28 protein-coding genes and 1 tRNA gene are annotated in these 26,427 nt (G+C 69.4%); 14 read left to right on the top strand and 15 right to left on the bottom strand.

Going from position 1 to position 26,427, the window contains the following annotated elements; genetic code table 11:
• Nucleotide 1: 1 nt before the first annotated feature.
• Nucleotides 2–1,330, bottom strand: coding sequence for a M20/M25/M40 family metallo-hydrolase (locus RR49_RS13560; protein ID WP_045248633.1), 1,329 nt, complete (start codon nucleotides 1,328–1,330; stop codon nucleotides 2–4).
• A 53-nt stretch (nucleotides 1,331–1,383) separates the two neighbouring features.
• Between RR49_RS13560 and RR49_RS13555 the strand changes: the two genes are divergently transcribed.
• Together RR49_RS13555 and RR49_RS13550 are read left to right on the top strand one after the other, a co-directional pair.
• A complete protein-coding gene (locus RR49_RS13555) occupies nucleotides 1,384–2,367 on the top strand; it encodes a Gfo/Idh/MocA family protein (protein ID WP_045248632.1) in 984 nt (327 codons plus the stop codon).
• Entirely contained in the window at nucleotides 2,367–3,227 is an 861-nt protein-coding gene (locus RR49_RS13550) for an NYN domain-containing protein (RefSeq protein ID WP_045248631.1), read from the top strand. The genes RR49_RS13555 and RR49_RS13550 overlap by 1 nt, the downstream gene beginning before the upstream one ends.
• A 48-nt stretch (nucleotides 3,228–3,275) precedes the next feature.
• Here RR49_RS13550 and RR49_RS13545 read toward each other — a convergent pair whose 3' ends face one another.
• Nucleotides 3,276–3,659, bottom strand: a complete 384-nt coding sequence (locus RR49_RS13545; RefSeq protein ID WP_045248630.1) for a DoxX family protein — start codon at nucleotides 3,657–3,659, stop codon at nucleotides 3,276–3,278.
• A 166-nt stretch (nucleotides 3,660–3,825) separates the two neighbouring features.
• On the opposite strand from RR49_RS13545, the gene RR49_RS13540 reads away from it, so the two are divergent.
• Complete coding sequence (locus tag RR49_RS13540) at nucleotides 3,826–5,193, top strand: MFS transporter (protein ID WP_045248629.1); 1,368 nt, start codon at nucleotides 3,826–3,828, stop codon at nucleotides 5,191–5,193.
• A 47-nt stretch (nucleotides 5,194–5,240) separates the two neighbouring features.
• Here RR49_RS13540 and RR49_RS13535 read toward each other — a convergent pair whose 3' ends face one another.
• The gene (locus RR49_RS13535; protein ID WP_045248628.1) at nucleotides 5,241–6,029 is read right to left on the bottom strand and encodes an LLM class flavin-dependent oxidoreductase; all 789 of its coding nucleotides are present in this window, start codon (nucleotides 6,027–6,029) and stop codon (nucleotides 5,241–5,243) included.
• 84 nt (nucleotides 6,030–6,113) lie between these two features.
• Between RR49_RS13535 and RR49_RS15895 the strand changes: the two genes are divergently transcribed.
• On the top strand, nucleotides 6,114–6,266 hold the full coding sequence (locus RR49_RS15895) for a hypothetical protein (RefSeq protein ID WP_048808808.1): 153 nt from the start codon (nucleotides 6,114–6,116) through the stop codon (nucleotides 6,264–6,266).
• A gap of 81 nt (nucleotides 6,267–6,347) precedes the next feature.
• Here the strand turns inward: RR49_RS15895 and RR49_RS13530 are convergent, their stop codons facing one another.
• Together RR49_RS13530 and RR49_RS13525 are read right to left on the bottom strand one after the other, a co-directional pair.
• Complete coding sequence (locus RR49_RS13530; protein ID WP_045248627.1) at nucleotides 6,348–6,812, bottom strand: DUF3817 domain-containing protein; 465 nt, start codon at nucleotides 6,810–6,812, stop codon at nucleotides 6,348–6,350.
• Nucleotides 6,813–6,876: 64 nt separating this feature from the next.
• The gene (locus RR49_RS13525) at nucleotides 6,877–7,305 is read right to left on the bottom strand and encodes a MarR family winged helix-turn-helix transcriptional regulator (RefSeq protein WP_045248626.1); all 429 of its coding nucleotides are present in this window, start codon (nucleotides 7,303–7,305) and stop codon (nucleotides 6,877–6,879) included.
• 143 nt (nucleotides 7,306–7,448) lie between these two features.
• Here RR49_RS13525 and RR49_RS13520 point away from each other — a divergent pair, with 143 nt between their 5' ends.
• Nucleotides 7,449–7,928 carry a hypothetical protein gene (locus RR49_RS13520; RefSeq protein ID WP_045248625.1) on the top strand — a complete coding sequence of 160 codons (480 nt, stop codon included), beginning with the start codon at nucleotides 7,449–7,451 and terminating at the stop codon, nucleotides 7,926–7,928.
• 67 nt (nucleotides 7,929–7,995) lie between these two features.
• Here RR49_RS13520 and nrdF read toward each other — a convergent pair whose 3' ends face one another.
• From nrdF to nrdH, 4 genes are read right to left on the bottom strand one after another with little or no spacing between them, the layout of a single operon-like run.
• Nucleotides 7,996–8,970 (bottom strand): class 1b ribonucleoside-diphosphate reductase subunit beta, encoded by a 975-nt coding sequence (gene nrdF / locus RR49_RS13515; RefSeq protein ID WP_045248624.1) that lies wholly within the window; start codon nucleotides 8,968–8,970, stop codon nucleotides 7,996–7,998.
• Between the two features lie 34 nt (nucleotides 8,971–9,004).
• Nucleotides 9,005–11,161 (bottom strand): class 1b ribonucleoside-diphosphate reductase subunit alpha, encoded by a 2,157-nt coding sequence (nrdE, locus tag RR49_RS13510; RefSeq protein WP_045248623.1) that lies wholly within the window; start codon nucleotides 11,159–11,161, stop codon nucleotides 9,005–9,007.
• Nucleotides 11,143–11,610 (bottom strand): class Ib ribonucleoside-diphosphate reductase assembly flavoprotein NrdI, encoded by a 468-nt coding sequence (gene nrdI / locus RR49_RS13505; protein ID WP_045248622.1) that lies wholly within the window; start codon nucleotides 11,608–11,610, stop codon nucleotides 11,143–11,145. Before nrdI ends, nrdE begins: the two co-directional genes overlap by 19 nt.
• 3 nt (nucleotides 11,611–11,613) lie before the next feature.
• Nucleotides 11,614–11,847: a glutaredoxin-like protein NrdH gene (nrdH, locus tag RR49_RS13500; protein ID WP_045248621.1), complete on the bottom strand. Its 234-nt coding sequence runs from the start codon at nucleotides 11,845–11,847 to the stop codon at nucleotides 11,614–11,616.
• A 415-nt stretch (nucleotides 11,848–12,262) separates the two neighbouring features.
• Here nrdH and RR49_RS13495 point away from each other — a divergent pair, with 415 nt between their 5' ends.
• The 8 genes from RR49_RS13495 to RR49_RS13460 all read left to right on the top strand — a co-directional run bounded on the left by RR49_RS13495 (nucleotide 12,263) and on the right by RR49_RS13460 (nucleotide 20,312).
• Nucleotides 12,263–13,495, top strand: a complete 1,233-nt coding sequence (locus RR49_RS13495; RefSeq protein WP_045248620.1) for an MFS transporter — start codon at nucleotides 12,263–12,265, stop codon at nucleotides 13,493–13,495.
• Between the two features lie 88 nt (nucleotides 13,496–13,583).
• Nucleotides 13,584–14,498, top strand: coding sequence for an intradiol ring-cleavage dioxygenase (locus RR49_RS13490; protein ID WP_048808806.1), 915 nt, complete (start codon nucleotides 13,584–13,586; stop codon nucleotides 14,496–14,498).
• 74 nt (nucleotides 14,499–14,572) lie between these two features.
• Nucleotides 14,573–15,328: an alpha/beta fold hydrolase gene (locus RR49_RS13485; protein ID WP_045248619.1), complete on the top strand. Its 756-nt coding sequence runs from the start codon at nucleotides 14,573–14,575 to the stop codon at nucleotides 15,326–15,328.
• Nucleotides 15,325–16,482 carry an acyl-CoA dehydrogenase family protein gene (locus RR49_RS13480; protein WP_045248618.1) on the top strand — a complete coding sequence of 386 codons (1,158 nt, stop codon included), beginning with the start codon at nucleotides 15,325–15,327 and terminating at the stop codon, nucleotides 16,480–16,482. Before RR49_RS13485 ends, RR49_RS13480 begins: the two co-directional genes overlap by 4 nt.
• Nucleotides 16,483–16,487: 5 nt before the next feature.
• The gene (locus RR49_RS13475; protein WP_045248617.1) at nucleotides 16,488–17,762 is read left to right on the top strand and encodes a DUF445 domain-containing protein; all 1,275 of its coding nucleotides are present in this window, start codon (nucleotides 16,488–16,490) and stop codon (nucleotides 17,760–17,762) included.
• 9 nt (nucleotides 17,763–17,771) lie between these two features.
• Entirely contained in the window at nucleotides 17,772–18,125 is a 354-nt protein-coding gene (locus tag RR49_RS13470) for a gamma-glutamylcyclotransferase family protein (RefSeq protein ID WP_045248616.1), read from the top strand.
• Complete coding sequence (locus tag RR49_RS13465) at nucleotides 18,122–18,583, top strand: SixA phosphatase family protein (protein WP_045248615.1); 462 nt, start codon at nucleotides 18,122–18,124, stop codon at nucleotides 18,581–18,583. The genes RR49_RS13470 and RR49_RS13465 overlap by 4 nt, the downstream gene beginning before the upstream one ends.
• A gap of 136 nt (nucleotides 18,584–18,719) precedes the next feature.
• Nucleotides 18,720–20,312 (top strand): AMP-binding protein, encoded by a 1,593-nt coding sequence (locus RR49_RS13460; protein WP_045248614.1) that lies wholly within the window; start codon nucleotides 18,720–18,722, stop codon nucleotides 20,310–20,312.
• Between the two features lie 18 nt (nucleotides 20,313–20,330).
• Here the strand turns inward: RR49_RS13460 and RR49_RS13455 are convergent, their stop codons facing one another.
• The gene (locus RR49_RS13455) at nucleotides 20,331–21,101 is read right to left on the bottom strand and encodes an MBL fold metallo-hydrolase (protein ID WP_048808805.1); all 771 of its coding nucleotides are present in this window, start codon (nucleotides 21,099–21,101) and stop codon (nucleotides 20,331–20,333) included.
• The gene (locus RR49_RS13450; protein WP_045248613.1) at nucleotides 21,098–23,140 is read right to left on the bottom strand and encodes a sensor histidine kinase; all 2,043 of its coding nucleotides are present in this window, start codon (nucleotides 23,138–23,140) and stop codon (nucleotides 21,098–21,100) included. The genes RR49_RS13455 and RR49_RS13450 overlap by 4 nt, the downstream gene beginning before the upstream one ends.
• Nucleotides 23,141–23,243: 103 nt before the next feature.
• On the opposite strand from RR49_RS13450, the gene RR49_RS13445 reads away from it, so the two are divergent.
• On the top strand, nucleotides 23,244–23,612 hold the full coding sequence (locus tag RR49_RS13445; protein WP_045248612.1) for a response regulator: 369 nt from the start codon (nucleotides 23,244–23,246) through the stop codon (nucleotides 23,610–23,612).
• A 12-nt stretch (nucleotides 23,613–23,624) separates the two neighbouring features.
• Here the strand turns inward: RR49_RS13445 and RR49_RS13440 are convergent, their stop codons facing one another.
• The 4 genes from RR49_RS13440 to RR49_RS13420 form a co-directional block, all read right to left on the bottom strand.
• Nucleotides 23,625–24,710 (bottom strand): zinc-binding metallopeptidase family protein, encoded by a 1,086-nt coding sequence (locus RR49_RS13440; RefSeq protein ID WP_048808803.1) that lies wholly within the window; start codon nucleotides 24,708–24,710, stop codon nucleotides 23,625–23,627.
• An 82-nt stretch (nucleotides 24,711–24,792) separates the two neighbouring features.
• A tRNA-Ala gene (locus tag RR49_RS13435) sits at nucleotides 24,793–24,868 on the bottom strand.
• Between the two features lie 359 nt (nucleotides 24,869–25,227).
• Nucleotides 25,228–25,809 (bottom strand): Asp23/Gls24 family envelope stress response protein, encoded by a 582-nt coding sequence (locus tag RR49_RS13425; protein WP_045248610.1) that lies wholly within the window; start codon nucleotides 25,807–25,809, stop codon nucleotides 25,228–25,230.
• On the bottom strand, nucleotides 25,800–26,345 hold the full coding sequence (locus RR49_RS13420) for an RNA polymerase sigma factor (RefSeq protein WP_052672057.1): 546 nt from the start codon (nucleotides 26,343–26,345) through the stop codon (nucleotides 25,800–25,802). The genes RR49_RS13425 and RR49_RS13420 overlap by 10 nt, the downstream gene beginning before the upstream one ends.
• Between the last annotated feature and the right edge of the window lie 82 nt (nucleotides 26,346–26,427).

The following is a 26,427-nucleotide window of genomic DNA, read 5'->3' as shown; positions in this document are numbered from 1 at the left end:
GTCAGCTCGCGCGCAGCAGGTCGCGGTAGAACTCGATCCCGCGCAGCCAGACCTGCACGCGGATGCGCTCGTCGGGAGCGTGCAGGCAGTCGCGCTCCGCGCGCGTCAGGTGGAACGGCGTGAACCGGTAGACGTGCTCGCTGATCGCGGTGAAGAACCGCGAGTCGCTCGCCCCCAACTGCACGTACGGGGTCGCCAGCACGTCGTCACCGAGAGCCGACCGGACGGCGGCCGAGAGACGCTGCCACGGCTCACCGCGCCACGGCGAGACCGGCGACGGGTTCGACGCGCGGAACACCTCGACCTCGACCCGGTCGTCGCGCACGGCGCGACGCACGTGCCGGGTGACTCCCTCGACCGTGTCGCCCGGGAGAAGGCGGATGTTGACGACCGCCCTGGCGCGCGTGGCGAGCACGTTCTCGCCCGTCGCCCCGCTCAGCTCGGTGACGACGGCCGTGGTGCGAACCAGCGCGTTCGTCTCGGGACCGAGGAGTGCCAGCGCCCGGGAGAGCACGGGCCCCGTCCACCCGAGCGAGCGGAACACGGCGGCGAGCGCCGGCGGCGCCGCCTGCGCGGCCGTGGCGAACATCGCGCGCACGGGCGGGGTGATGCGAGTGCGGAACGGGGTTCGGCGCAGACGATCGATCGCGCGCGCGAGCCGAGCGGTCGCGGGCATCCGCGGCGGTGTGGAGGCGTGCCCGCCGGCCTCGGCGACGGTGAGCGTGAGGGTCATGACGCCGCGCTCGGCGACGCCGATCACCGCGGTCGGCCGCGTCACGCCCGGCAGCACGCCCTCGACGACGGCGCCGCCCTCGTCGAGCACGAGGCCGGGCCGCACGCCGCGTTCGTCGAGCACGGCGACGATCGCGCCGGCGCCGTCGCCCGCGGTCTCCTCGTTGTGGCCGAAGGCGAGGTAGACGTCGCGCGCGGGCGAGAACCCGTCCGCGAGCAGGGCCTCGACGGCCTCGAGGATCGCCACCAGCGCGCCCTTGTCGTCGATCGCGCCGCGGGCGCGGATCGTCTCGTCCTCGCCCTCGCCGAACACCGTCGGATCGAAGGGCGGGGTCGTCCACTCGGCGGGGTCTGCGGGCACGACGTCCTGGTGCGCCATGAGCACGAGCGGGGCGCCGGAGCTGCGTCCGGGCCAGCGGATCAGCAGCGCATGGCCCGCAACGAGCTCGACCTCGAGCCGCTCGTGCACGAGCGGGTAGAGCTTCGCGAGCGCCGAGCGGAAGGTCGCGAAGACGCCCCAGTCGACCGCCTCCTCGTCGACCGACGACACCGTCGGGATGCGCAGCAGCTCGATGAACCTGTCGATCGCGGTGGTCACCCCCCGAGCCTACGACCGCGCACCGGCAGATGCCGCAGGGCTACGCTCGACGCATGAGCGGGCTTCGATGGGGCATCCTCGCGACCGGTGGGATCGCGACATCCTTCACCTCCGACCTTCGGCACGCAGGCCTGGACGTCGCGGCTGTGGGCTCGCGCTCGGCCGAGTCGTCGGCGCGGTTCGCCGACAGGTTCGAGATCCCGCGGGCGCACGGGTCGTATGAGGCGCTGGTCGCAGACCCGGACGTCGACATCGTCTATGTCGCGACGCCGCATCCGCTGCACGCCGAGAACGCCCTCGCGGCGATCGCGCACGGCAAGCACGTGCTGGTGGAGAAGGCGTTCACCCAGGATGCCGCGCAGGCGGCGGCCGTGCGCGACGCGGCGCGCTCGGCGGGCGTGCTCGCGATGGAAGCCATGTGGACCCGCTACCTGCCGCACATGGCCTGGGTGCGCGAGCTCGTGCGCGGCGGCCGGCTGGGGGAGGTGCGCACGGTGACGGCCGACCACACGCAGTCGCTGCCGACCGATCCCTCGCACCGCATCAACGCGCTCGCGCTCGGCGGGGGCGCCCTGCTCGACCTCGGCATCTACCCGATCTCGTTCGCGTGGGATCTGCTGGGCGCACCGGAATCCCTCGTCGCCCGCGGACGCCTCGGCGAGACGGGCGCCGACACCGAGGTCGCCACGATCTCGACCCACGCCGGCGGCGCGATCGCGACGACGCTGTCGTCGTCGCGGGCCGCCGGCCCGAACGTCGCGCACGTCATCGGCACCGCTGCCCGCATCGACATCGACCACGTCTGGTACACGCCGACGACCGCGCGCCTCACCCTCCCCGACGGAACGGTCGCCGAGACGTGGGAGAACCGCGTCACGGGGCGCGGCATGCAGCACCAGGCACTGGCCGCCGAGCGCATCATCGCGGACGGCGGGCGCGACAGCGATCTGCTGCCGATCGACGAGACGGTGGCGATCATGGCGGCACTCGATGACATCCGCTCCCAGCTCGGCGTGAGCTACCCCGGGGAGAGCTGATGCCCGACTCCACGACGCCCCGCGTGGCGGTGTACCTCGACTTCGACAACATCGTCATCAGCTGGTACGACCGGGTGCACGGCCGCGGCTCGTACAGCCGCGACCGCACCCGCATCGCCGAGGGTACGGGCGACACCGAGGTCGCCGAACGTCTCGCCGCCGCCACCGTCGACATCGGCGCGATCATCGACTATGCGACGTCCTTCGGCACGCTGGTTCTCGTGCGCGCCTACGCCGACTGGTCCGCCCCGGTGAACGCCGAGTACCGCTCGCAGCTCGTCGCGCGCGCGGTCGATCTCGTGCAGCTGTTCCCCGCGGCCGCCTACGGCAAGAACGGCGCCGACATCCGGCTCGCGGTCGACGCCGTCGAGGACATGTTCCGCCTGCCCGACCTCACCCACGTCGTGATCGCGGCGGGCGACTCGGACTATGTGCCGCTCGCGCAGCGCTGCAAGCGCCTGGGACGCTTCGTGGTCGGCGTCGGGGTGGCGGGATCGACCGCGAAGTCTCTGGCCGCCGCGTGCGACCGCTTCGACTCGTACGACTCGCTTCCAGGGGTCGCGGCTCCCGAGCAGAAGAAGGATGCCGCTCCCTCACGCCCGCGCGCCCGGAAGCGCCAGGTCGACCCGGCCGCCGAGCTGCTCGAACGCGCGCTGCGCCTCGAGAACGACAAGGACCCGTCGCAGTGGCAGCACGCGTCGGCCGTGAAGGCGCTGCTGCTGCGCCTCGACCCGTCGTTCAGCGAGAAGGCGCTCGGACACCGCAGCTTCAGCGAGTTCGTGTCGGCGCATCCGGAGATCGCGGAGCTCGACGAGACCGACAATATCGTGCGTATCCGGTTGGTCGACGCGAAGCGCTGATCCGCCCCCGAGCGCCGGCCGCTCGGCCGATGGGTGCGTCGCCCCCGTTCACCCGCGGCGCGTCGCCCACAGCGCCCAGACCACGAGGACCGGCTGGAAGAGAAGTCGGATGAACCGCTTCGCGTCGGTGTCGAGCCCGAACGCGCTGCGCTGGTTGGCGAACTGGGCGAGGTTGCCGGGGAACACGGCCACGAAGAAGGCGGCGAGCACCGCGCCCACGAGTCCGCGTCGGCGCCGGGCCGCGAGCACGGCGGTGCCGAGGGCGATCTCGACCACGCCCGATGCGAGCACGATCTGATCCTCGTCGAGCGGCGACAGCTCGGCGATCGTCTCGGGCACCTGGGCTCGGAAGTCCGACCGCAGGAACGTGAGGTGGGAGACGCCGGCGACGACCATCGCGACGCCGAGGAGCCATCGGGCTGCAACGCGCATGACCCCATTCCACTGCGGCGAGCGGCCGATGTCGAGGGGTCGATGAGAGAACTCTCATCCAGGGGACGGCGACACGCGGCATCCGGTCTTCAAACCTGAATTGACTTTCAGGTAACTTCGGGCCGCGACATCCGTCGCACCTGCGCCTACAAGGAGGTATCAGCGCATGGCATCTGCCGCATCCCCCGCAGAACCGAAGACCAGCGGTCTACGCAAGGTCGTCACCGCATCGATGGCGGGCACCGTCGCCGAGTGGTACGAGTTCTTCCTTTACGCCACCGCCGCGACGATCGTGTTCAACGTCGTCATGTTCCCGCCGTCGAACGACCCGTACGCGGGCATCATCTCCGCCTTCGTGACCTACGCGATCGGCTTCATCGCCCGCCCTCTCGGCGGCATCGTCTTCGGACACTTCGGCGACAAGTACGGCCGCAAGAAGCTGCTGCAGCTCGCGATCATCCTCGTCGGCGTCACGACGTTCCTGATGGGATGCCTCCCCACCTTCGAGCAGGTCGGCTACCTCGCTCCCGCGCTGCTGGTGATCCTGCGATTCCTGCAGGGCTTCGCCGTCGGCGGCGAATGGGGCGGCGGCGTGCTGCTCGTCGCCGAGCACTCCCCCGACCGTCGCCGCGGCTTCTGGGCGTCGTTCCCCCAGGCGGCCGTGCCGATCGGCAATCTGCTCGCCACGATCGTGCTGCTGGTGCTCAGCCGCACGCTCACGCCCGAGGCGTTCCTCAGCTGGGGCTGGCGCGTCTCGTTCTGGCTGTCGGTCGTGATCGTCGCGATCGGGTACTACGTGCGCACCCGCGTCGACGACGCTCCCATCTTCGTGCAGGCGCGTGAGGCGGCAGCGGCCGATGACACGCGGTACGGCGTGTTCGAGGTGCTGCGTCGGTACCCCCGTGGCGTCCTGACCGCGATGGGCCTGCGCTTCGCGGAGAACATCATGTACTACCTCGTCGTGACCTTCTCGATCACCTACCTCAAGGTGGCGCTCGGCATGGACACGGCCGAGATCCTCACCCTGCTGGTCGTCGCCCACATCGTGCACACGATCGTCATCCCGATCGTGGGAGGACTGTCGGATCGCATCGGCCGCAAGCCCGTCTACGCGATCGGCGCCGTGTTCGCGATCGCGTGGGGATTCATCGCGTTCCCGATGTTCGACACGCGCGACCCGTTCGTTATCGTGCTCGCGATCTGCCTCGGTCTCGTCATCCACTCGTTCATGTACGCCCCGCAGCCCGCGATCATGGCGGAGCTCTTCCCCACGCGCATGCGCTACTCGGGGGTGTCGCTCGGCTACCAGGTCACCTCGATCGTCGCCGGGTCGCTCGCACCGATCATCGCGACCGCGCTGCTGACGTCGTTCGGCTCGCCCCTGCCGGTGGCGATCTACCTCGGTATCGCCGCGATCGTGACGCTCGTGACCGTGCTCACGATGCGCGAGACCCGCGGCACCTCGCTCCACGAGCTCGACCGCATCGACGCTGCACGGCGGGCGGCGGCACCCGCGGCGGGCGCGCGGGTCTGAGAACGGGGTGAGGGGGCGGATGCCGCGGCATCCGCCCCCTCACCCCGTCACGCGTCTGCCAGCCATCGCCCCGCGCGATCGATGAGCGCCGCGAACTCATGGGGAGCGTCGGTCGGGGTGATCGCACGCAGCACCACCTCGTCCAGCGCCTCGCGATAGGCCCTCACCCGCCCCGGCGCATCGGCCGAGTCGGGTGCGAGGACGGTGTCGTGGGCGCGGAACCCGAGCCGGGCGAAGTTCTCGGCGTATCCCGGCGCCTGGTCGTACCGGGATGCCTCGTCGTCGAGCCGGGCTCGGGCGGCCGGCTCGAGCGCCCACCGCACGTAGAGCGCGACGCGCGCGTCGGGCGCGATCTCGTGCAGCGCAGCGGTCTGATCCGCCGCGGCTCGTGGCGTGAGCCAGTTGAGCAGCACGCCGTCGGAGGCGGTCACGGCGAGCCGCCGCATCCGTGGTCCCAGCGCGCCGACGAGCACGGGCACCCCGGCTTCGCGCAACTCGCCGATCGCCGCGGCGACCTGCGCGAGCGCACCCTCGCGCAGGCGTCCCGAGCCGATCCCCACCGTGAGGCGGCCGGAGGCACCGGCGATCTGCGTCGCCCGCTCGGCAAGGCCGCGAGCGGGAACCCGGTCGATGGGCACGACGCCGGTCGCGAGCCCGATGCTGCTCGTGCGCTCGGCGGCGGCAGCCAGGCCCGCCAGCGCGTCGCCGCCGGGGGTGTCGTTCACCCAGAGGCGCGCGAAGCCGGCGGCTTCCGCGCGCACCGCGATGTCCGCGATGTGCGCAGCGCCAAGGGCACCTGCGACGCCCAGGGAGAGGTCTCCGTGTCGAGTCGTCATGGGGGAAGCTTGCCTCACGACGGTCACCGCGCGGGCCGTGCGCCCGATATCCTGTCGGAAGTCCCATCCCCCCGAAGGAGATCCATGTTCATCGTGGCGCTGCTGCTGTTCCTGCTCGGCATGTTCTGCTTCGGTATCGCGTTCGCGGTGCCGGGCCTGCAGGCCATCATCTTCTTCGGTGGCATCCTGCTGGTGTCGGCAGCGATCGCACTCCCGATCCACGCCCGCGCCAAGTAGGCCCAGCGCGGGTCTTCCGGCCGGCTCAGGCGCTCCGCCCGACGCGCCGCCGGCTCGCCCGGCTCAGGCGCTCCGCCCGACTCAGGCCTTTCCGCCGGGCGGGCCGACGATCAGCAGCCCCGTGAAGATGACGACGACCGCCACCACGAGCAGAGCCGCAAGAAGTCCGGGGCGACGAAGCATCGCACGCATGAGGCGGTCGTGCCACCGCTCGTCGCGCGGGTCGCTCCCCGCGTGCAGCCGCCAGTCCCCCGCGAGCGCGCCGGTGCGGTGCAGCCAGATCTCCGCCGGGATGGTCGCGTAGGGGATCACCGCGCTCCCGATCGCCACGACGGCACGCAGCGGATGCCAGCGCTGATTCTTCGCGACGAGAACGGCGGTCGCGCCATACGCCAGGAAGACGAAGCCGTGCACGCCGCCGGCGACCGTCACCGCGATCGCGACCCCCGTGGTCGCCCGCACGATCAGGGCGGTGATCAGAAGCGTCCAGGTGATCGCCTCGGCGATCGCGAGCACGCGGAACAGTGCGGACGGGGTGCGGAACACGGGTCCTCCAGCAGAGATCGGATGCCGCGGCTCCCGCGACATCCTTCAGTCTATCTGAAGGGCTTCAGGAACCCTGAAGGATCCCTGCGAACGGCTCCTCGTGCAGCCCCTGCAGCGCGTCCGTCAACGCCGGCAACGCCGCCGCGAAGTCGCGGTCGAGGCGGGCGAGGCGGGCATCGGCCTCATCGAGGGCCGCGTCGCCCTTCTCCGTGACGCGCAGATCGGACGCCGAGCCGGCATGAGCCGTGCCGTCGGCGACCATGCCGTCATCGGCGAGCGCGCGGACGGCAGTGTGGGCGGTCTGCACCGTGATCTGGGAGCGGCGGGCCAGCTCACTGAACGAGATGCCCGGCGTCGCCCGGATGTGCGCCAGCAGACCGTACTTCCGCGTGGTGAGACCCAGGTCCTTCAGCGCCGCGCCGAGCTGCCCGTCCCAGATCGACGACATCGTCAACAGGGAGATCACCGGGCTGAAGGGGGGGCGTTCAGACATGACAGCCATGCTAGACCGGCCCACGGCCCGTGGCACGGTGCCCCGCGGGCAGACGGAAGTCGCCACTCTCCCCATGCGCGATCCGTGCACCCATGGAACACTCGGCCTCGTCACCCCCGTCACCACACGCATGAGGAGTCCCGATGTCACCCCGTTATCTCGTCCTCCCCGCCACCGTCGCCGTGGCGTTCGCCCTCGCCGGCTGCGGACAGGTGTCCGCGCTCGTCCAGCAGGGAGCCGCCGTCGCCAGCCAGGCTGCGGGAGTCGCCAGCGCCGCCGCATCCGCCGCCGCCGATGCGGGCGTCAACGTCTCCACCAGCGGCTCTCTGCCCTCCGGGTGGCCGAGCGACATCCCCGCACCCGAGGGCACGATCACGACCTCGGTCTCCGTCAACGGCGGCTACTCGATCATCGTGCAGACGTCGAGCGAAGCCGCGATCACCAGCGCCGTAGACAAGCTGAAGTCCGCCGGCTACTCACTCGACGGCGACTTCTCCTCCGACGGCAATCACGTGCAGCACCTCGCCTCATCGCAGTGGAGCGTCGTGATCACGTGGGGGCCGGACCCCTCGACGAGCGGAGCGTTCGTGGCGAATTACGTGGTCGCGAAGGCGTCATCCTGAGTGCCTCCGCCGACGGCGAGGGCCCCACGAGTGTCACACTCGCGGGGCCCTCGCCGTTCGGACGGGATCAGAAGTCCCAGTCGTCGTCCTCGGTCGCGACAGCCTTGCCGATGACATACGACGAGCCCGAGCCGGAGAAGAAGTCGTGGTTCTCGTCGGCGTTGGGCGACAGTGCCGAGAGGATCGCCGGGCTGACGTTGGTCACCGTCGAGGGGAACATGGCCTCGTAGCCGAGGTTCATGAGCGCCTTGTTGGCGTTGTAGTGCAGGAACTTCTTGACGTCCTCGGTGAGACCGACGCCGTCGTAGAGGTCCTGCGTGTACTGCACCTCGTTGTCGTAAAGCTCGTACAGCAGCGAGAAGGTGTAGTCCTTCAGCTCCTGACGGGTTGCCTCGTCCACCTTCTCGAGTCCCCGCTGGAACTTGTAGCCGATGTAGTAGCCGTGCACGGCCTCGTCGCGGATGATGAGGCGGATCATGTCGGCGGTGTTGGTGAGCTTCGCGCGGCTCGACCAGTGCATCGGCAGGTAGAAGCCCGAATAGAAGAGGAACGACTCGAGCAGCGTCGAGGCCACCTTGCGCTTGAGGGGTTCGTCGCCGCGGTAGTAGTCCATGACGATCTGAGCCTTGCGCTGCAGGTTCTCGTTCTCGATCGACCAGCGGAACGCCTCGTCGATCTCCTTCGTGGAGCACAGCGTCGAGAAGATCGACGAGTAGCTCTTGGCGTGCACCGACTCCATGAACGCGATGTTCGTGTAGACGGCCTCCTCGTGCGGGGTCAGCGCGTCGGGGATGAGCGAGACCGCGCCCACCGTGCCCTGGATCGTGTCGAGCAGGGTGAGGCCGGTGAACACCCGCATCGTGAGCTGCTGCTCTTCCGGGGTCAGCGTCGCCCACGACTGCACGTCATTGGAGAGCGGCACCTTCTCGGGCAGCCAGAAGTTGCCCGTGAGGCGGTTCCACACCTCCACGTCCTTGTCGTCCTCGATGCGGTTCCAGTTGATGGCCTGGACCTTGTTCAGGAGCTGGAGCTTCTCGCTCATCGTCCGTTCTTCCTCGTCTTCTCGTCGCGGGGGCTCACAGCGTGCAGCTGACGCAGCCCTCGACCTCGGTGCCCTCGAGGGCCATCTGGCGCAGACGGATGTAGTAGATGGTCTTGATGCCCTTCTTCCACGCGTAGATCTGCGCCTTGTTGATGTCGCGCGTGGTGGCGGTGTCCTTGAAGAACAGCGTCAGCGAGAGCCCCTGGTCGACGTGCTGCGTGGCGGCGGCGTACGTGTCGATGACCTTCTCGTAGCCGATCTCGTAGGCGTCCTGGTAGTACTCGAGGTTCTCGTTCGACATGAAGGGTGCCGGGTAGTACACGCGCCCGAGCTTGCCCTCCTTGCGGATCTCGATCTTCGAGGCGATCGGGTGGATCGACGACGTCGAGTTGTTGATGTACGAGATCGATCCGGTCGGCGGCACGGCCTGCAGGTTCTGGTTGTAGATGCCGTGCTGCTGCACCGAGGCCTTCAGCTCGCGCCAGTCGTCCTGCGTCGGGATGTGGTGGCCGTCGAACAGCTCGACGACGCGAGCCGTCTGCGGCGCCCACTCCTGGTTGATGTACTTGTCGAAGAACTCGCCCGACGCATAGGTCGAATCGGCGAAGCCCTCGAACGTCTGCCCGCGCTCGATCGCGATGCGGTTGGACGCCCGCAGCGCGTGGAAGAGCACCGTGTAGAAGTAGATGTTCGTGAAGTCGAGACCCTCGGGCGAGCCGTAGTGGATGTGCTCGCGGGCGAGGAAGCCGTGCAGGTTCATCTGGCCGAGGCCGATCGCGTGCGACCGGTCATTGCCGTCCTCGATCGAGCGCACCGAACGGATGTGGCTCTGGTCGCTGACCGCGGTGAGGCCGCGGATCGAGGTCTCGACCGTGCGGGCGAGGTCGCCGCCGTCCATCGCGAGCGCGATGTTGAGCGAGCCGAGGTTGCACGAGATGTCCTTGCCGACCTGGGCGTAGGAGAGGTCCTCGTTGTAGGTCGTGGGGGTGTTGACCTGCAGGATCTCGCTGCACAGGTTCGACATGTTGATCCGGCCCTTGATGGGGTTGGCCCGGTTCACCGTGTCCTCGAACATGATGTAGGGGTAGCCCGACTCGAACTGGATCTCCGCGAGGGTCTGGAAGAACTCGCGGGCGTTGATCTTCGACTTCTTGATACGCGGGTCGTCGACCATCTCGCGGTACTTGTCGCTGACCGAGATGTCACCGAACGGCACACCGTAGACGCGCTCGACGTCGTACGGCGAGAAGAGGTACATGTCCTCGTCGTTCTTGGCGAGCTCGAACGTGATGTCAGGCACGACGACACCGAGCGACAGCGTCTTGATGCGGATCTTCTCGTCGGCGTTCTCGCGCTTGGTGTCGAGGAACTTCATGATGTCGGGGTGGTGCGCCGAGAGGTACACGGCACCCGCACCCTGACGCGCACCCAGCTGGTTTGCGTAGCTGAAGCTGTCTTCGAGGAGCTTCATGACGGGGATGATGCCGCTGGACTGGTTCTCGATCTGCTTGATCGGGGCGCCGGCCTCGCGGATGTTCGACAGCAGCAGCGCGACGCCGCCGCCGCGCTTGCTCAGCTGCAGCGCGGAGTTGATGCCGCGGGCGATCGACTCCATGTTGTCCTCGATGCGCAGCAGGAAGCACGAGACGAGCTCGCCGCGCTGGGCCTTGCCGGTGTTGAGGAAGGTCGGCGTGGCGGGCTGGAAGCGACCCGAGATGATCTCGTCCACGAGGTTGTTCGCCAGGTCCTGGTCGCCGTCGGCGAGTCCGAGGGCGGTCATGACGACACGGTCCTCAAAGCGCTCGAGGTAGCGCTTGCCGTCGAACGTCTTCAGCGTGTAGCTCGTGTAGTACTTGAACGCACCGAGGAAGGTGTCGAACCGGAACTTCTTGCCGTACGCGCGGTGGTGGATCTCCTCGACGAAGGCGAACGGGTACTTGCCCAGCACCTCGGGCTCGTAGTACTCCTTCTCGACGAGGTAGTCGAGGCGCTCCTTGAGGGAGTGGAAGAACACCGTGTTCTGGTTCACGTGCTGCAGGAAGTACTCCCGCGCAGCGCGCTTGTCGGCGTCGAACTGGATCTTCCCGTCGGCGTCGTACAGGTTGAGCATCGCGTTCAGGGAGTGGTAATCCATCCCCTCGAACTTCGGCTCGGTCTTGAAGTGGGTCTCGGTCAGTGCTGTGTCCACCATCGTTCCAGTCCTTCGCTGATGCGCTCGACGTCTTCTGGCGTGCCGAAAAGCTCCAGCCGATACAGGTGCGGCACGTGGCACTTGCGGCTGATGATCTCGCCGGCGAGGCAGAACGACTCGCCGAAGTTGGTGTTGCCCGCGGAGATGACTCCGCGGATGTAGGAGCGGTTGTGGGCGTCGTTCAGGAAGCGGATGACCTGCTTCGGAACGGCGCCGTGTTCCTCGCCCCGGCCCTGGCCTCCCCCGTAGGTGGGGGTGACCAGGACGAAAGGCTCATCGACGCGGGGCGTCGGCTCGCCTGCTCTCAGGGGGATGCGGACGGACCGCCTGCCGAGCTTCTCGATGAAACGCGCCGTGTTGCCGGACACGCTCGAGAAGTAGACGAGCAGGGGCGCGGTGTCATCCGCGGCGGCTACCGCGCTGCTGCCATGGAGCGTCGCGGTCGCCATGACTCACGCCAGGCGGGACGCGAGCTCGTCGATCTTGTCGGGACGGAAGCCCGACCAGTGGCCCTCGTCGGTGACGACGACGGGAGCCTGGAGGTAGCCGAGCGCCTTGACCTGCTCGAGCGCCTCCGGGTCCTGCGAGAGGTCGTGAACCTCGTAGGCGATGCCCTTCGAGTCCAGCGCGCGGTAGGTCGCGGTGCACTGCACGCACGACGGCTTCGTGTAAACGGTGATGGCCATGTGAACCCTGTTCTCCCCTCAAATCCCCAGTAATCCAGCACCCACCGGCGCCGGGACCTCAATACTACATATGGGTGCCGACATTGGGGTCAACCACAAGGGGTAGTAGTTACAACCGTGTGATTTTCCACCGCACTCCCCACTCCGATCACAGGTTGTCCACCGATTCATCCACAGGCCGACGAGGTGTCCAGACCCTGAAGAACCGCTGAATTCCGGGCATCAGCAGGCTGTGAACGCCGACTGTCCACAGCGACGACCGTAGACGGCACCTCCGACACTGGGGATGGATCCGACACGCCGTGTCGGCGTGTCGCGCATCGCGCCCGGCACACCCTCCACGGCGGAGCACACCGCCCCGGCGGCGGCCACCCGGGGCGCCGAGAACGTCTGCCGCGGGCGATAGCGTGGAGGGGTGGCGGGATATCGGGAACTGGTGCGCACTCCGGGCGTGATCCGCATCATCGCCGCGCAGCTGACGGCGCGGTTCCCGAACGGCATGACGAGCCTCGCGATCCTCCTGCACATCGAACACGTGACCGGCTCCTACGGCGCCGCGGGCCTCGTGCTGGCCGCGACATCCATCGGTCAGGCGGTGTCGGGTCCGGTGACGAGCCGCTGGATGGGCATGTGGGGCATGCGCAAGGTCCTGACCCTCACCATGACGATCTGCGCGATCTGTCTCACGGTCATCGCGCTCGGCGAGATGGTGCTGCCCGCCTATGTCGCCCTCGGTCTCATCACGGGTCTGTCGACGCCGCCGATCCAGTCGGCCGCCCGCACGATCTATCCGAAGCTCGTGACCTCACGTCAGCTCACCCCGCTCTACTCGCTCGACGCGTCGCTGCAGGAGATCATCTGGATCGTCGCCCCGGTGGCGATCACCCTCGTGGCGACGCAGCTCGGCACCGTGCCCGCGCTGCTGCTGATCGTCGTGATCCTCGTCGGCGGCGGATCGTGGTTCATCCTGTCGCCCGAAGTCGGGCGCGTGCGCATCCCGCGCAGCAAGCGCCGGTTCGGCAAGGTGCTCGCGCGTCCGACGGTGCTGCTCGCGACGGTGATCGGGTTCCTGCTGATCGGTGCGTGCGCGGCGGTCGAGGCGAGCGTCGTCGCCTCCTACGGCCACGGCGGGTTCGAGGCGGGCATCGTGCTCGCCGTGTTCTCGATCGGCAGCCTCGCGGGCGGTCTCTCCCTCGGCCACGCTCCGATGGCGCCGTGGGCGATGGCGCGGCGCCTCACGGTCGTGGCGACCGGTCTCGTGCTCACGGTCATCGCCTTCGCCCTGTTCAGCGGCGACCCGATCCTCTCCCCCGTCGGCACGAGCGCGACGCTGTTCATCGCGGGCATCGGCATCGCGCCCGCCCTCGCGGTGCTGTTCGCGATGACCTCTGCGAGCGTGAAGTTCAGCGACACGGCCGAGGCGTACGGCTGGATCGGCACGGGGCAGCTCATCGGCGGCGCCGCGGGCTCCGCCATCGCCGGCTTCCTGATCGACGGCACCGGCGCGGTGGGCGCCTACGCCGCGGCCGGTGCGTTCGCGCTCCTCGGCGCGATCGTGGCGGCGGTGTTCGTGCGGGCGTTCCCCGATCTGAGGCACCGCGATCCGAGCCCGCTGCCCGACACCGAGCCGAACGCGATCATCACCTGAGCGCATAGACGACACACAGCATCCACGTAGGCGCGACCAACCGGCGTCGGTTCCACTGGGGGCATCACCCCCGACGAGAGGATGCCCCGTGGCCGACCGCACCCCCGACGCCGACATCTCTGCCCGCACCGCCGATCCCGACCGCTGGCTCGACGCCGACGGCGCTCCCATCGACGAGGACCACCGCGGCCTCGTCTACGACATCCGCACCCTCGTCGACCGACGGCGCGCGCTCGGCATCTTCGGCGGCCTCGCGATGACGTCGCTGCTGACGGCGTGCGGCATCCAGTCGGCCTCGTCGTCGGGCGCCGCGTCGTCGACGACCGCCACCCCGCAGGCGACGGCATCGGCGACGACGGATGCCGCGGCATCCGGCTCCCTCGACGAGGTTCCCGACGAGACGGCGGGCCCGTATCCCGCCGATGGCTCGAACGGCATCGACGTACTGACGGCCTCCGGCATCGTGCGCAGCGACATCCGGGCGAGCTTCGGGTCGTCGACGACGGTCGCCGACGGCGTGCCGCTCACGATCCGTCTCACCGTGCGGGACGCCGACACGGGCGCTGCGCTCTCCGGCAAGGGCGTCTATCTCTGGCACTGCGACCGCGACGGCAACTACTCCCTGTACAGCCGGGGCATCACCGACGAGAACTATCTGCGCGGGGTGCAGGAGACGGATGCCGCCGGCACGGTCTCCTTCACCTCCATCTACCCGGCGTGCTACTCGGGTCGGTGGCCGCACATCCACTTCGAGGTCTACGACGACGTCGCGACCGCGGTCGCCTCAGGACCGATCGTGAAGACGTCTCAGATCGCGCTGCCCGAGGAGACCAACGCGGTCGTCTACGCGACGAGCGGCTACGAGCAGAGCGTGCGCAACGCGTCGCAGGTCTCTCTGAAGAGCGACAACGTGTTCGGCGACGACGGCGGCATCCACCAGATCGCGACCATGTCGGGCGACGTCGCCGCGGGCTACACCGCGGCCCTCACGATCGGCGTGTGACCGGCCGGGGCGGCCGCGGTCGGCAGGTGACGCGACCGGGCCGCCCCGGCACGTCGAGGCCGTACGCTCGGATCATGCCCGCACCCGTCACCCTGCCCCGCATTGCGTGGGGCGATCCCGGAGCCGAGCGCCACGCGCTGCTCATCCACGGACTCGGATCCAACGGCCCGCTCATGTGGCTGTTCGGCACGGCCCTCGCCGAGGCCGGCTGGTACGCCGTCGCCGTCGATCTCCGGGGCCACGGCCTCGCACCCCGTTCGACCGACTACACCCTGGCGGCCTACGGCACGGATGTCGCGCACGTGCGCCGCGAGGGCGGCTGGGACCTCGTGATCGGCCATTCGCTCGGCGGCGCCTCGGCGACCCTCGCCCAGGCGACCCACCCCCGCTGGGCGCGTCACCTCGTGCTGGTCGACCCGGCCATCCACCTCACGCCCGAGCAGCGCGCCGCCGTGCAGGCCGGCAACGCGGCCTCGTTCGCCGCGCCGACCGCCGAGGGCGTGCGGGCGGCGAACCCGACGTGGCATCCGAACGATGTCGAAGCCAAGGTGACATCGCTGCGACAGGCGTCGACGTGGGGTACCGACCAGACCGCGGTGCAGAACCCCGACTGGGACGTGCGCGAGGCGTTCCTCGCCCTCACCGTGCCCACCCTCGTGCTGGCCGCCGACCCCGCCGTGAACAGCCTGTTCACCGGCCCGGCGATCGACGAGCTCGTGGCGGCCAACCCGCACGTGAGCGTGCGGGTCATCGAGGGCGCCGGGCACTCGTTGCATCGCGACAAGCCGGCAGAGACGCTCGCGGCGCTGTTCGACGGGCTCGCATCATGACCTTCGATGCGGCCGCCTGGCTTCCGGACGACCTGATCGAGCGCATCCGCGGGCGCGCCGCGCAGGTCGATCACGACAACGTGTTCCCTCAGGAGGACCTCGACGAGCTGGCGGCGGCCGGCTACCTGTCGATCCTCGTGCCGAGCGAGCTCGGCGGCGGCGGGCTGGGGCTCGCCGAGGCATCCCTGCTGCAGCAGCGGCTCGCGACGGCCGCGCCCGCCACGGCCCTCGCGATCAACATGCACCTCGTCTGGACGGGTGTGGCGAAGGTGCTCGCCGACCGCGGCATCGACGACCTGCGGTTCGTGCAGGAGGGCGCCGTGCGCGGCGAGGTCTTCGCGTTCGGCATCAGCGAGGCCGGCAACGATCTCGTGCTGTTCGGCAGCGACACCGTCGCCGAGCCGCTGGCTGACGGTGGCTACGCGTTCACCGGAACCAAGATCTTCACCTCGCTCGCCCCCGTGTGGACGCACCTCGGGCTGCACGGTCTCGACACCACGTCCGCGGACGCACCACAACTCGTCTACGCGTTCGTCCCGCGCTCGGACGCTGTCGTCACCCGTGACGACTGGGACACCGTCGGGATGCGCGGCACCCAGTCGCGCACGACCGAGTTGCACAGCGCCGTCGCCCCCGCCGACCGTGTGGTGCGCCGGGTCGCCCCGGGACCCAACCCCGACCCGATCGTGTTCGGCATCTTCAGCGTCTTCGAGATCCTGCTGGGCTCGGTCTACACCGGGCTGGCCCGACGGGCGCTCGACCTCGCGGTGGCGACCGCGAAGACCCGCACGTCGAAGAAGAGCGGCACGACCTATGCGCAGGATCCCGACATCCGCTGGCGCATCGCCGACATGGGGCTGCGCTACGACGCCCTGCCGACCGAGCTCGCCTCGATCGCCCGAGACGTCGATGAGAACGCCCCGCACGGGGCGCGCTGGTTCACGCTGCTGTCGGGCGTGAAGCATCGCGCGGTCGTCATGGCGAAATCGGTCGTCGACGACGCGATCCTGGTCGCGGGCGGCTCGTCGTACTTCACCCGTTCCGAGCTCGGGCGGCTCTACCGCGACGTGCTCGCCGGTCAGTTCCACCCGTCCGACCCCGAGTCGGCCCACGCGACGGCCGCCAGCGCCTGGCTCGGCCCGCTCGAGAGCTGAGACGGATGCCGCGCACCCCCCTGGCGGCGCTGAGCCCCGCCGATCAGGTGCGGCGGCGGGCGCTGCGGCGCATGAAAGCGGTGGCCCTCGCGGCGCTGCTCGCGATGGCGGTGCTGTTCGCGATCTCGTTCCCGCTGCAGGCCACCGTGCCCGCACTCGCCTACGTGCGCGCGGCGGCCGAGGGCGGAATGGTTGGAGCCCTCGCGGACTGGTTCGCGGTGACCGCCCTGTTCCGCCGGCCCCTCGGGCTGCCGATCCCCCACACGGCGATCATCCCGACCCGCAAGGACGAGATCGGCCGCACGCTGGGCGAGTTCGTCGAGACGAACTTCCTGTCGGGCGAGATCGTGCGCACGAAGCTCACCAGCACCCGGATCGCCGAGCGCGCGGGCGCGTGGCTGCGCGAGAGCGCGCACGCGGAGCGTGTGGTGGCCGAGGCATCCACGATGGTCGCCGGAATCGTTCGCGCGCTCAGCGACGACGATGTGCGCGAGATCATCGAGGACCTCGCTCGCACGCATCTCATCGCCCCCGAGTGGGCGGCGCCCACGGGCGGCTGGCTCGAGCGGCTGACGCAGACGGGTGCGCACCACGCCGCGGTCGACCTCGCGGCCGACAGCATCGGCGAGTGGCTCACCGAGCACCGCGAGAGCTTCGAGGGCCTGCTGTCGCGTCGACTGCCGGGGTGGGTGCCACGCATCGCCCATCGCCTCGTCGACGACGCGGCGTATTCCGAGGCGGTGAAGTTCGTGGCCGCTGTGCGCGCCGACCCCGAGCATCCCGCCCGGCATGCAATCGACGGATACCTGGGCCGGCTCGCCGACCGTCTGCAGCACGATCCCGACACGATCGCACGATTCGAAGGCGCGAAGGCGGCGGTCTTTGATTCGCCGCGCGTGCGCGAGCTCGCGGGTGAGGCATGGGCGACCGCCAAGCGCGGGCTGCTCGCGGCCCTCGCCGATCCCGACAGCGGTCTGCGGCGGCGCGCGGCCCTCGCGATCGCAGACCTGGGCGCGCGACTCGCGACGGATGACGCGCTCCAGCGCCGCGTCGACGGCTTCATCACCGACGCGGCCGTGTTCCTCGTCGAGCGCTACCGTCATGACATCGCGTCCATCATCACCGACACGGTCGAACGCTGGGACCCGGCCGAGACCACCGAGAAGATCGAGCTGATGGTCGGACGCGACCTCCAGTACATCCGCCTCAACGGCACGATCGTGGGTGCTCTGGCGGGTCTGGGCATCTTCACCGTGGCCCAGGCGCTCGTCGGCCACTAGCCTGACGTCATGGGCGAGGCATCCGCCGTCGGTGACATCGTCTTCAGCTACGGCACGCTGCAGCAGCGGGGGGTGCAGCTGGAGGTCTTCGGACGCGCGCCCGACGGCGAGCCCGATCTCCTCCCCGGCTACACGGTCGACTATCTCGAGGTGCTCGACACTCGCGGACGCGGATCCGCGCGCGTGTCGGTGCAGCCGGTCGTACGCCCGACCGGCTCTCTCGGCGACAAGGTGACGGGTCTGGCCTACGCGCTGACGCCCGCGGAGGTCGATGCCGCCGACGAGTACGAATCGCCGCTGTACCGCCGGGTCCCGGCACGCCTGTCGAGCGGCCGCACGGCCTGGGTCTACGTGTCGGCATGACGACCCTCCTGCTCGTGCGGCACGCGAGTGCCGCGGACGGCCCCGACGATCACGATCGACCGCTGACGGCCCGCGGGGCGCTCGAGGCGGAGGCGATGGCGGCCGCCACCCTCGAGGCCGGCTGGCAGCCCGATCTGATCCTTGCGAGCACCGCCCGCCGCACCCGGGCGACCGCGGCCATGTTCGGCGCCGCGCTGGGCGCGCCGGTGCGCACCGCGCCGGCGCTCTACGGTGCGGGGCCGCGCACGCTACTCGACGCCGCCGTCGGGCTCGGCGTGGCATCCGTCATGATCGTCGCCCACAACCCGGGTATCGCGATGCTCGCGCGCAGCCTCTCGTCGAACGAGATCGGCGGGATGGTGCCCTGCGCCGTGGCGGCGTTCTCGTGGGACGACGACGATTGGGATGTCGCATCGGCGACCGACCCCGATCGCATCTGGTTCCGACATCCGGAGTGATGCCGCCGCCGGAGAGGGAACGCAGTCCCAACGCTCGGGGAACTCAGTCCCACAGCCCGCGGCGGGAATGGCATGATGGCCTCACCACACGCCGGCGACGCCGCCACCGCACCGCACGTCTTCGAAGGAGAAGCCCGTGTTCCACAGCCCGTTCGACCCGATCGACATCCCCGATCTCAGCGTCTACGACTACCTGTTCGCCTCGCTCACCGACGACGAGCTCGAGCGTGTGGCCCTCATCGACCCGGCGTCGGGCACCGAGACGACCTACGGCGCGTTGCGCGATCAGGTCGATGCGGTGGCCGGTGCGCTCGCGGCGCGCGGGGTCGGCGTGGGTTCGGTCGTGGGACTGCTGAGCCCGAACATCCCGGCATTCGCGACCGTCTTCCACGGAGCGCTCCGCGCCGGCGCCACCGTCACCACGATCAATGCGCTGTACACGGCCGACGAGGTCGCCAAGCAGCTGCGCGACGCCGGCGCCACGTGGCTGTTCACCGTCAGCCCGCTCCTTCCCTCGGGTGGCGCCGCCGCCGCCGCGGTGGGCATCGACGACGAGCATCTCGTCGTGCTCGACGGTGCGCCGGGGCATCCGTCGTTGCGCGATCTGCTGACGGCCGGCGAGCCCGCGCCGGAGGTGACGTTCGACCCCGCGACGCACGTCGCAGCACTCCCCTATTCGTCGGGAACCACCGGCGTGCCCAAGGGCGTCATGCTCACGCACCGCAACCTGGTCGCGAACGTCGCCCAGTCGCGGGTGATCATCGAGCTCGGCCACGACGACCGCGTGCTCGCGGTGCTGCCGTTCTTCCACATCTACGGCATGACGGTGCTGTTGAACATGGCCCTCAAGCAGCGCGCGAGCCTCGTCACGATGCCGCGGTTCGATCTGGTCGAGTTCCTCTCGAACATCCAGACCTACGGGTGCACGTTCATCTTCATCGCGCCGCCCATCGCGGTAGCGCTCGCCAAGCATCCGATCGTCGACCAGTACGACATCTCGAGCGTGCACTCGATCTTCTCGGGCGCCGCACCCCTCGACGCCGAGACGGGTGCCGCGGCCGCGCGCCGACTGCACGCGAGGATGCTGCAGGGATACGGCATGAGCGAGCTCAGCCCCGTGTCGCACGCCACGCCCGTCGACCGCACCGACGTGCCGATCAGCTCCGTCGGCGTGCCGCTTCCGAATATCGACTGCAAGCTCGTCGACACCGAGACGGGCGAGGAGATCGCCGAGTTCGGCGCCGACGGGTTCACCGCACGGGGCGAACTGTGGGTCAAGGGTCCGAACGTGATGCTCGGGTACCTCGGCCGTCCCGATGCCACCGCCGAGACCTTGGATGCCGACGGGTTCCTGCACACCGGCGATGTCGCCGTCGTTCATCGCGACGGCTACTACGCGATCGTCGACCGTGCGAAGGAGCTCATCAAGTACCACGGCTACCAGATCGCTCCGGCGGAGCTCGAGGCACTTCTGCTGAGCCATCCGAAGATCATGGATGCCGCGGTCATCGGTGTGCTCGACGACGAGCATGAGGAGATCCCGAAGGCGTTCGTTGTCGCGGCGCCCGATTCGGGGCTCACCGAGGACGACGTGAAGGCGTTCGTCGCCGAGCACGTCGCCCCGCACAAGAAGGTGCGGCGGGTGGAGTTCATCGACCAGATCCCGAAGTCGACGTCGGGGAAGATCTTGCGCAAGGATCTGCGCGCGCGGGAGTCCGTCGGGGCCTGAGGCGATTCGGAGCGCGGGTCAGATCTCGAACGGGATGCCGCGCTCCGGCACCCGCAGGAGGGTGCCCAGCCCTGCCGCCGCGAACGCCCGCACGAGGTCGTCGGTGCTCTCGCTGAAGTGCGCCCACCCCTCGGTGTGCACGGGCACGACGACCGGCGCGCCGATGGCTCGGGCGGCGGCGACCGCGTCGGTCGCGGTGAGGGTGAGGGCGCCGTCGACCGACGGCGTTCGCGCGGCTCCGGCGAAGAGCACGGCGATGTCGACCGGCGGCACGCGGGCGGCGATCTCCTCGACGAGCTCCGGCGCGGAGTTGTCGCCGCTGACGTAGACCGTCGGGAGACCGTCGCCGGTGAGCACGAAACCGGTCACGGGGCCGATCACGGGCTCGCTGCCGATCGGGCCGTGGCGGGCCGGCACGGCGGTGACGGTGACCTCGGACGTCTCGCCGACGAGAGTGACCGACTCCCACGGCTCCAGCGCGCGGGCGGGCTGACCGAGTCGCTCAGCGGCCAGCGGGGTCGTGAGCGCGATCGGTGCGGTGGCGAGCACGGCGCGACCCGCGGCATCCAGATTGTCGGCGTGCTGGTCGTGGGAGAGCAGCACGGCGTCGAGCGGCGGGAGCGCGGTGGCCTCGAGCGCCGGCCCGCGCAGCTTGGTGAGCGTGCGGGTCGCGGACCCCACCTCGCCCGGCGGATCGAAGGTGGGGTCGACGAGCAGCGAAAGACCACCGAGCTGCAGCAGAACGGTCGGTCCGCCGATGTGGATGACTCGCAGACTGCCGGCGCTCACGCGCCCTCCGCCGACGTGGGACCGACCGGCTCCGCGTGGCGCACCGGGTCGAGAGCGGGAAGCGAGACCGTGGCGACCGTGCCGACGTCGTCGTGGCCACGGGTGAGCGCGACGGTGGCCCCGAGTTCGGCGGCCAGCTCCTGCACGATCGCGAGCCCGAGGCCCGTGCCCGACACCCCCGCCGCTGTCGCCGACGAGCTGCGGTAGAAGCGGTCGAACACACGAGGCAGGTCGACCTCATCGATGCCCGGGCCCTGGTCGCGGATCTGCACCGTCACCTGGCCCGACGACCGCTGCGCAGACACCTCGACCAGACCACCGGGTGGCGAGAACTTCACCGCGTTGGTGAGGAGGTTCAGGAAGAGGCGTGCGAGGTCGCCGGGACGGCCGTGCACGACGATTCCGGGGGTCAGGTCGGCGGAGATCGTCGCCTTCTGGCCGCGCAGGTTGATCGTGAGGTCTGAGATGCACTCCCGCAGCAGCTGCTCGAGATCGACGGCGACGCTGTCGCTCTCGCGTTCGGCCGCCCGACGCTCCTTCGACAGAGCGAGGATGTTCTCGACGACGTCGAGCAGTCGCTCGGCGTTGCGGTGGACGATGAGCACGAAGTCGCGTTGCACCGGGTCGGTGATGAGGTCGGCGAGCTCCTCGGTGAAGCCGATGATCGAGGTGACCGGGGTGCGCAGCTCATGGCTGACGCTCGCCACGAAGTCGTCCTTCTCACGGTTGAGGGCCCGCAGCGTGTCGACGACCTGACGTTCCCGCTGCAGTCGCCGCTCGATCGCTGCCTCGGCATCGCGGAGCGGCCGGAGATCGACGACGGAGATGAGGTAGACGCGGCCGTAGCCCGAGCGCGAGAGCGATTCGATCGACACGGTCGCCGGGATGCTGTCCGATTCGACGAGCTCCCAGTCGAGCACCCGCGCCTCGTCCGCCCCGAGGGACGCGAGCTGCCGGTGCAGCGGAGAACGCGGCACGACGATCCAGTCGTGCTTCTGCAGCTGCGCGAACGAACTGCGGAGGATCGTCGAGGCGACCGCGTTGATCTCGATGACCGCGTAGCGTCCGCCCTCGACCTCCTGGAGGATCGCGAACCCGTTGTTGGCGCGCTCGAACGCATCGCGCAGAAGCCGCAGCAGACCCTCGGTCTGGTCCTGCAGCAGGCGTCGCTCGTTTCGGGTGGCACCGATGCCGAGCGTCGTGGCGGCGAGCGCGAAGGAGTAGATCTGCAGCAGCGTTCCGGTGCTCATCCCGCCGGCCGGATGAGCGAACGGCCCACCGCCGATCGCCGTGAGCGCGACCACGGCGACGATCGTGCCGACGAACTGGGTGAAGGCCACGAACATGGATTCGCTGAACGCGGCCCACGCCAGGATCGGCACGGGCAGGAAGGCGAGCGGGTTCGCGTTCAGCGGCGAGAAGGCGGCCACGACCGCCGCCAGCAGCGCCAGGCTGAGGAGCACCACGGTCTGGGCCGACGCGGTGCGCTTGCGCAGGCGGTTGAGCAGCGCCAACGGGGTGATCAGCACGACCGCGGAGATGTGGGAGGCGCTGGTCGAGAGCAGCGTGGGCACGAATGCGCCACCCGACAGTGCGGCGCCGAGGCCGAGGCATCCGCCGACGACGAGGGCGCCCACGGCGGCAGCGGCGAGGAATCGCCCGACGTCCAGCAGGGTGGACAGGCGCGGCTCGTCGTCGCCGGGGGCGACGGCGGTGGCGACGATCCACACCTCGAACGCCGCGCCGATCGCGCCCAGCACGACGAAAGCGGGTCCGCGACCGGCGCTGGCGGATGCCGCGGCGGTCACCGCCGCGATGCCCAGCAGCACCCAGAAGCGGCTGCGGCGGTCGGCGGTGACGACAGCGGCGACCGCGACACCGGCGGCCGGCCACCACCACGCCGTGGCCGCCGGACCGCTCTGCATGCCGGCGAAGACGGCCCCGAGAACGCCCGAGAGCAGCACGAGGCCGATCACCGTGATCAGGCGCGCCGCGAAAGGGAGCCTGCGCATGATCAGCGCAAGGCTCGGGCGGGTCATGGGCTGAGGTTACCCCAGGGGTCGCACCGTTCGAGCGTATGATCGCCGGAGGAAGCGGATGTCGCGCTCGGCCACGGCCGCGACCCGGACGAACGGATGCGGAATGTCCCGAGTGCTGCTCGTCGACGACGACCAGGACATCCTCACCCTCACCTCGATTCGCCTCACCAGGGCGGGGTACGAGGTCACGACCTGCGCCGACGGCGAGGCGGGTCTCGCGGCGATCCGTCGCGACCGACCGCACGTCGCACTGCTCGACTGGATGATGCCGGGCTTGGATGGGTTGCAGGTCGCCGAGGCGGTGCGCGCCGATCCCGAGATCGCCGGCACGCGCCTCGCACTGATGACCGCCCGACCGGACGCCGAACGCACCGGCTTCGCCGACGAGCACGGCCTCGATCGCGTGATGATCAAGCCGGTCTCGCGACAGGACCTTCTGGCCGCGGTTGCGGCACTGTGCGCCGAGTGCTGACGGCGCCCCCGCTCAGGCGGATGCCTCCTCGGTGGGGCGAGCCAGCGCGATCTGCATGTCGAGGGTGAGCGGCGATCGGGTGACGAGCTCGTGCACGAAGGCGAACTTCCGCTTGACGGCCGCGGGGTGCTCGAACGGGTAGAGGTCGCCGAGTCCCATCGACCGATTTATGCGATTGAACGCCTGCGACATCCAGGTCCAGTCGTTGAGCAGAGGCTGCACCGGCTGGTCGAGGTAGGACTCGCGAGGGATCACGTCGATGTCGCGGAGGTTAGTGACCGAGGCGTCGAGATGGATGCCGATGGCCGCCGCCGTCTGCAGGGTGCCTGTGATGTGCAGGTAGTGGGCGAAGGTCTCGGCGAAGTCCTCCCACGGGTGCATGGTCGCGTACTCGGAAAGATACGACTCGTTCCAGTCGTCGGGCGCGCCGAACCGGTAGTGGCGGGCGATGGCATCCTGATAGCTCTCGCGCTCGTCACCGAACAGCTCACGGCAGCGATCCCACGTGGCGTCGTCGGTGATGAGCACGTTCTGGTAGTAGTGGCCGACCTCGTGACGCAGGTGCCCGAGCATGGTGCGGTACGGCTCGCCGAGCCGCACCCGCAGCGCCTCACGACGGTCGTCGAGGCTCTCGGCGAGGTCGAGGGTGATGATGCCGTTCGCGTGCCCGATGATCACGCGCTTGCCGTCGGACAGGCTCGAGAGCAGGTCGAAACCGAGGCCGCCCGGCTTCACGTCCCACCCGACGATCGGCAGCCCCAGCTGGCCGAGCTGAAGCACAAGACGGCGCTTCGCCTCTTCGGTCTTCGCGAGCTTCTCGAGGGCCACGGTGTCGTCGGCGTCGGGCTGGGTGCGGGTGAGCCGGCACGAGAAGCAGCGGCCGGTGGGGGCGTCCTCGCGCACGAGCCAGTTGCACTGCCAGCCACGGTTCGAGCAGGTGTACCAGGTCTCCCCGTCGATGACGACGCGACCGTCTCGCAGGCCGTAGAACTGCTGGGTGAGCAGCTGATACCCGAGCTCCGCCTCGCACTCCGGGCAGGTCAGGGCGTCGAGGTAGACGAAGTGCCGGCAGTGGGGGCACCGGGGCTGTGAGCTCACGTGCTCACGCTAGTGGTCGGCGGGGATCAGGGCGACTCCCCCGAAACGGCGAAACGCCCCTGGTGGGGCGTCTCGGCTGGTGTGGTGGACCTGAGGGGATTCGAACCCCTGACCTCTTCATTGCGAACGAAGCGCGCTACCAACTGCGCCACAGGCCCGTGAACCTCCGATACATTACCACGCGGCCCGGCCGCGCCTCGCATCGAGGCGGCGCACGCTCAGGCCCCGGAGACTCGGCTCACCCTCACCTTCACCCGCGCACCAGGAGGCGCGGCGTCTCGCACCGCGGAGGCCACCGCCGCCGCGACGGCAGATGCGGAATACCCCGCGCCGACCCCTATGTTGACGGTGATCTGCGCCACCCCGGCCGTCTCCAGCACATGTACGAGAGACTCCCCCTCGCGTCCAACGAGGCGCTGCCAGGCACGTCGGGTGGTCGGAATCGCAGGGTAGACCTCGGAGACGCCCCGCACGTTCTGGACTACGGCGAGAAGTTGCCGGGAGAAATGGGACATCGTCAATTCAGCCCACCTTCTCCTTCTTCATGGACATCGACGACGAGGACGTCGACAGCCTCGACGGGAATCACGAACTCCGCAGAGATCGCGGCGAAGACAGCCGCCCGAACGGCATCGGCGACCTCCTTTATCACCGCGCCGAACAGCACGCTGATGCGCACGGTTACGCGAATTCCCGTGTCCGGATCTCCCGTCCTCACCTCGACGCGACCGGTGAGACAGCCGGCAATGCCGTCAGCCGCACGTCGCACGCACTCGCGAATCGCGCCCTCGGTCGTCAGTAGCTGCGTCAACTGGTCACCCCCGGGCAGTTCGAGGTCCTCGCCCGCCCTCATGTCTCGTGCCACATCCCGCAGGAGCGAATCCAGCCACCCGGCGCTGAGCGGCTGGGACTCGTCGCGCTCAATCAGCTGCCGGGCGAAGAGGCTCATTCTGCGCATCGACTCGATGACAGCCTGGCATTCCGGGTTGCGATCGATGGCCGCGATGGGTGGTTGGCAGTCACGGTCGACATAAGCTGACAGATCTTCGAGCGAATAGCCCGACCCTCCGATGTCCTCGTCCATGTTCGTCACCTCCATCCCTCCAACTCCTGCGCCAGCTGTCGTCTCGCTCGCGCGAGCCGACCCCGCACGGTGGAGGTCGACTCTTCCATGACCTCGGCGATCTCTTCGTAGCTGTGTCCGACGATCTCCCGGAGCACCCAGGTTCGACGCAGATCATCCGGAAGTCGCTCGACCGCCCGAGAGAGCGCATCGAGCCGGATGGAGGTTTCTGCACGGTCAGCAGGGTCCGCCGCAGGGTCGGCCTGCTCCTGTTCATCGATGTCGACGAGATCACGACGCCCGCGAAGGCGATCCGTCGCCTTACGGGACACGATCGTCGCCAGCCAAGCCCGCACGCGCGCCGGCTCCTGGAGACTGTCCATTCTCTGCCACGCAACGATGAGTGCATCCTGCACACAGTCATCAGCCTCGGCACGTGATCCGATCAATCGCGTGGCGAAGGCGATTAGAAATGGGGCGTGGCGGCGCACGAGCACGGCGAAGGCGCGCTCATCGCCGTCCGCAGCCCGCTCGGCCAGGAGCCCATCGGCTGCCGAGTCGAGTGAGGTCACGGAGTCATCGGTAGCACGAGCGCACACGCCCGGGCAAGGGACCAACTCTCGGGCTTTGATCCGGTACGAAGGCGTCGAGAGT

Source organism: Microbacterium ginsengisoli (assembly GCF_000956535.1).
Lineage (GTDB): Bacteria > Actinomycetota > Actinomycetes > Actinomycetales > Microbacteriaceae > Microbacterium > Microbacterium ginsengisoli.
This window is presented reverse-complemented; position numbering and strand designations above follow the sequence as displayed.

Coding starts and splice junctions, on each gene's coding strand:
- nrdI (WP_045248622.1), bottom strand. CDS start 11,610: ATGGCGACCGCGACGCTCCATGGCAGCAGCGCGGTAGCCGCCGCGGAT.
- RR49_RS13555 (WP_045248632.1), top strand. CDS start 1,384: ATGAGCGGGCTTCGATGGGGCATCCTCGCGACCGGTGGGATCGCGACA.
- RR49_RS13535 (WP_045248628.1), bottom strand. CDS start 6,029: ATGACGACTCGACACGGAGACCTCTCCCTGGGCGTCGCAGGTGCCCTT.
- RR49_RS13450 (WP_045248613.1), bottom strand. CDS start 23,140: ATGACCCGCCCGAGCCTTGCGCTGATCATGCGCAGGCTCCCTTTCGCG.
- RR49_RS13545 (WP_045248630.1), bottom strand. CDS start 3,659: ATGCGCGTTGCAGCCCGATGGCTCCTCGGCGTCGCGATGGTCGTCGCC.
- RR49_RS13550 (WP_045248631.1), top strand. CDS start 2,367: ATGCCCGACTCCACGACGCCCCGCGTGGCGGTGTACCTCGACTTCGAC.
- RR49_RS13425 (WP_045248610.1), bottom strand. CDS start 25,809: ATGGAGGTGACGAACATGGACGAGGACATCGGAGGGTCGGGCTATTCG.
- RR49_RS13470 (WP_045248616.1), top strand. CDS start 17,772: ATGGGCGAGGCATCCGCCGTCGGTGACATCGTCTTCAGCTACGGCACG.
- nrdH (WP_045248621.1), bottom strand. CDS start 11,847: ATGGCCATCACCGTTTACACGAAGCCGTCGTGCGTGCAGTGCACCGCG.
- nrdE (WP_045248623.1), bottom strand. CDS start 11,161: ATGGTGGACACAGCACTGACCGAGACCCACTTCAAGACCGAGCCGAAG.
- RR49_RS13445 (WP_045248612.1), top strand. CDS start 23,244: ATGTCCCGAGTGCTGCTCGTCGACGACGACCAGGACATCCTCACCCTC.
- nrdF (WP_045248624.1), bottom strand. CDS start 8,970: ATGAGCGAGAAGCTCCAGCTCCTGAACAAGGTCCAGGCCATCAACTGG.
- RR49_RS15895 (WP_048808808.1), top strand. CDS start 6,114: ATGTTCATCGTGGCGCTGCTGCTGTTCCTGCTCGGCATGTTCTGCTTC.
- RR49_RS13475 (WP_045248617.1), top strand. CDS start 16,488: ATGCCGCGCACCCCCCTGGCGGCGCTGAGCCCCGCCGATCAGGTGCGG.
- RR49_RS13480 (WP_045248618.1), top strand. CDS start 15,325: ATGACCTTCGATGCGGCCGCCTGGCTTCCGGACGACCTGATCGAGCGC.
- RR49_RS13540 (WP_045248629.1), top strand. CDS start 3,826: ATGGCATCTGCCGCATCCCCCGCAGAACCGAAGACCAGCGGTCTACGC.
- RR49_RS13485 (WP_045248619.1), top strand. CDS start 14,573: ATGCCCGCACCCGTCACCCTGCCCCGCATTGCGTGGGGCGATCCCGGA.
- RR49_RS13520 (WP_045248625.1), top strand. CDS start 7,449: ATGTCACCCCGTTATCTCGTCCTCCCCGCCACCGTCGCCGTGGCGTTC.
- RR49_RS13525 (WP_045248626.1), bottom strand. CDS start 7,305: ATGTCTGAACGCCCCCCCTTCAGCCCGGTGATCTCCCTGTTGACGATG.
- RR49_RS13465 (WP_045248615.1), top strand. CDS start 18,122: ATGACGACCCTCCTGCTCGTGCGGCACGCGAGTGCCGCGGACGGCCCC.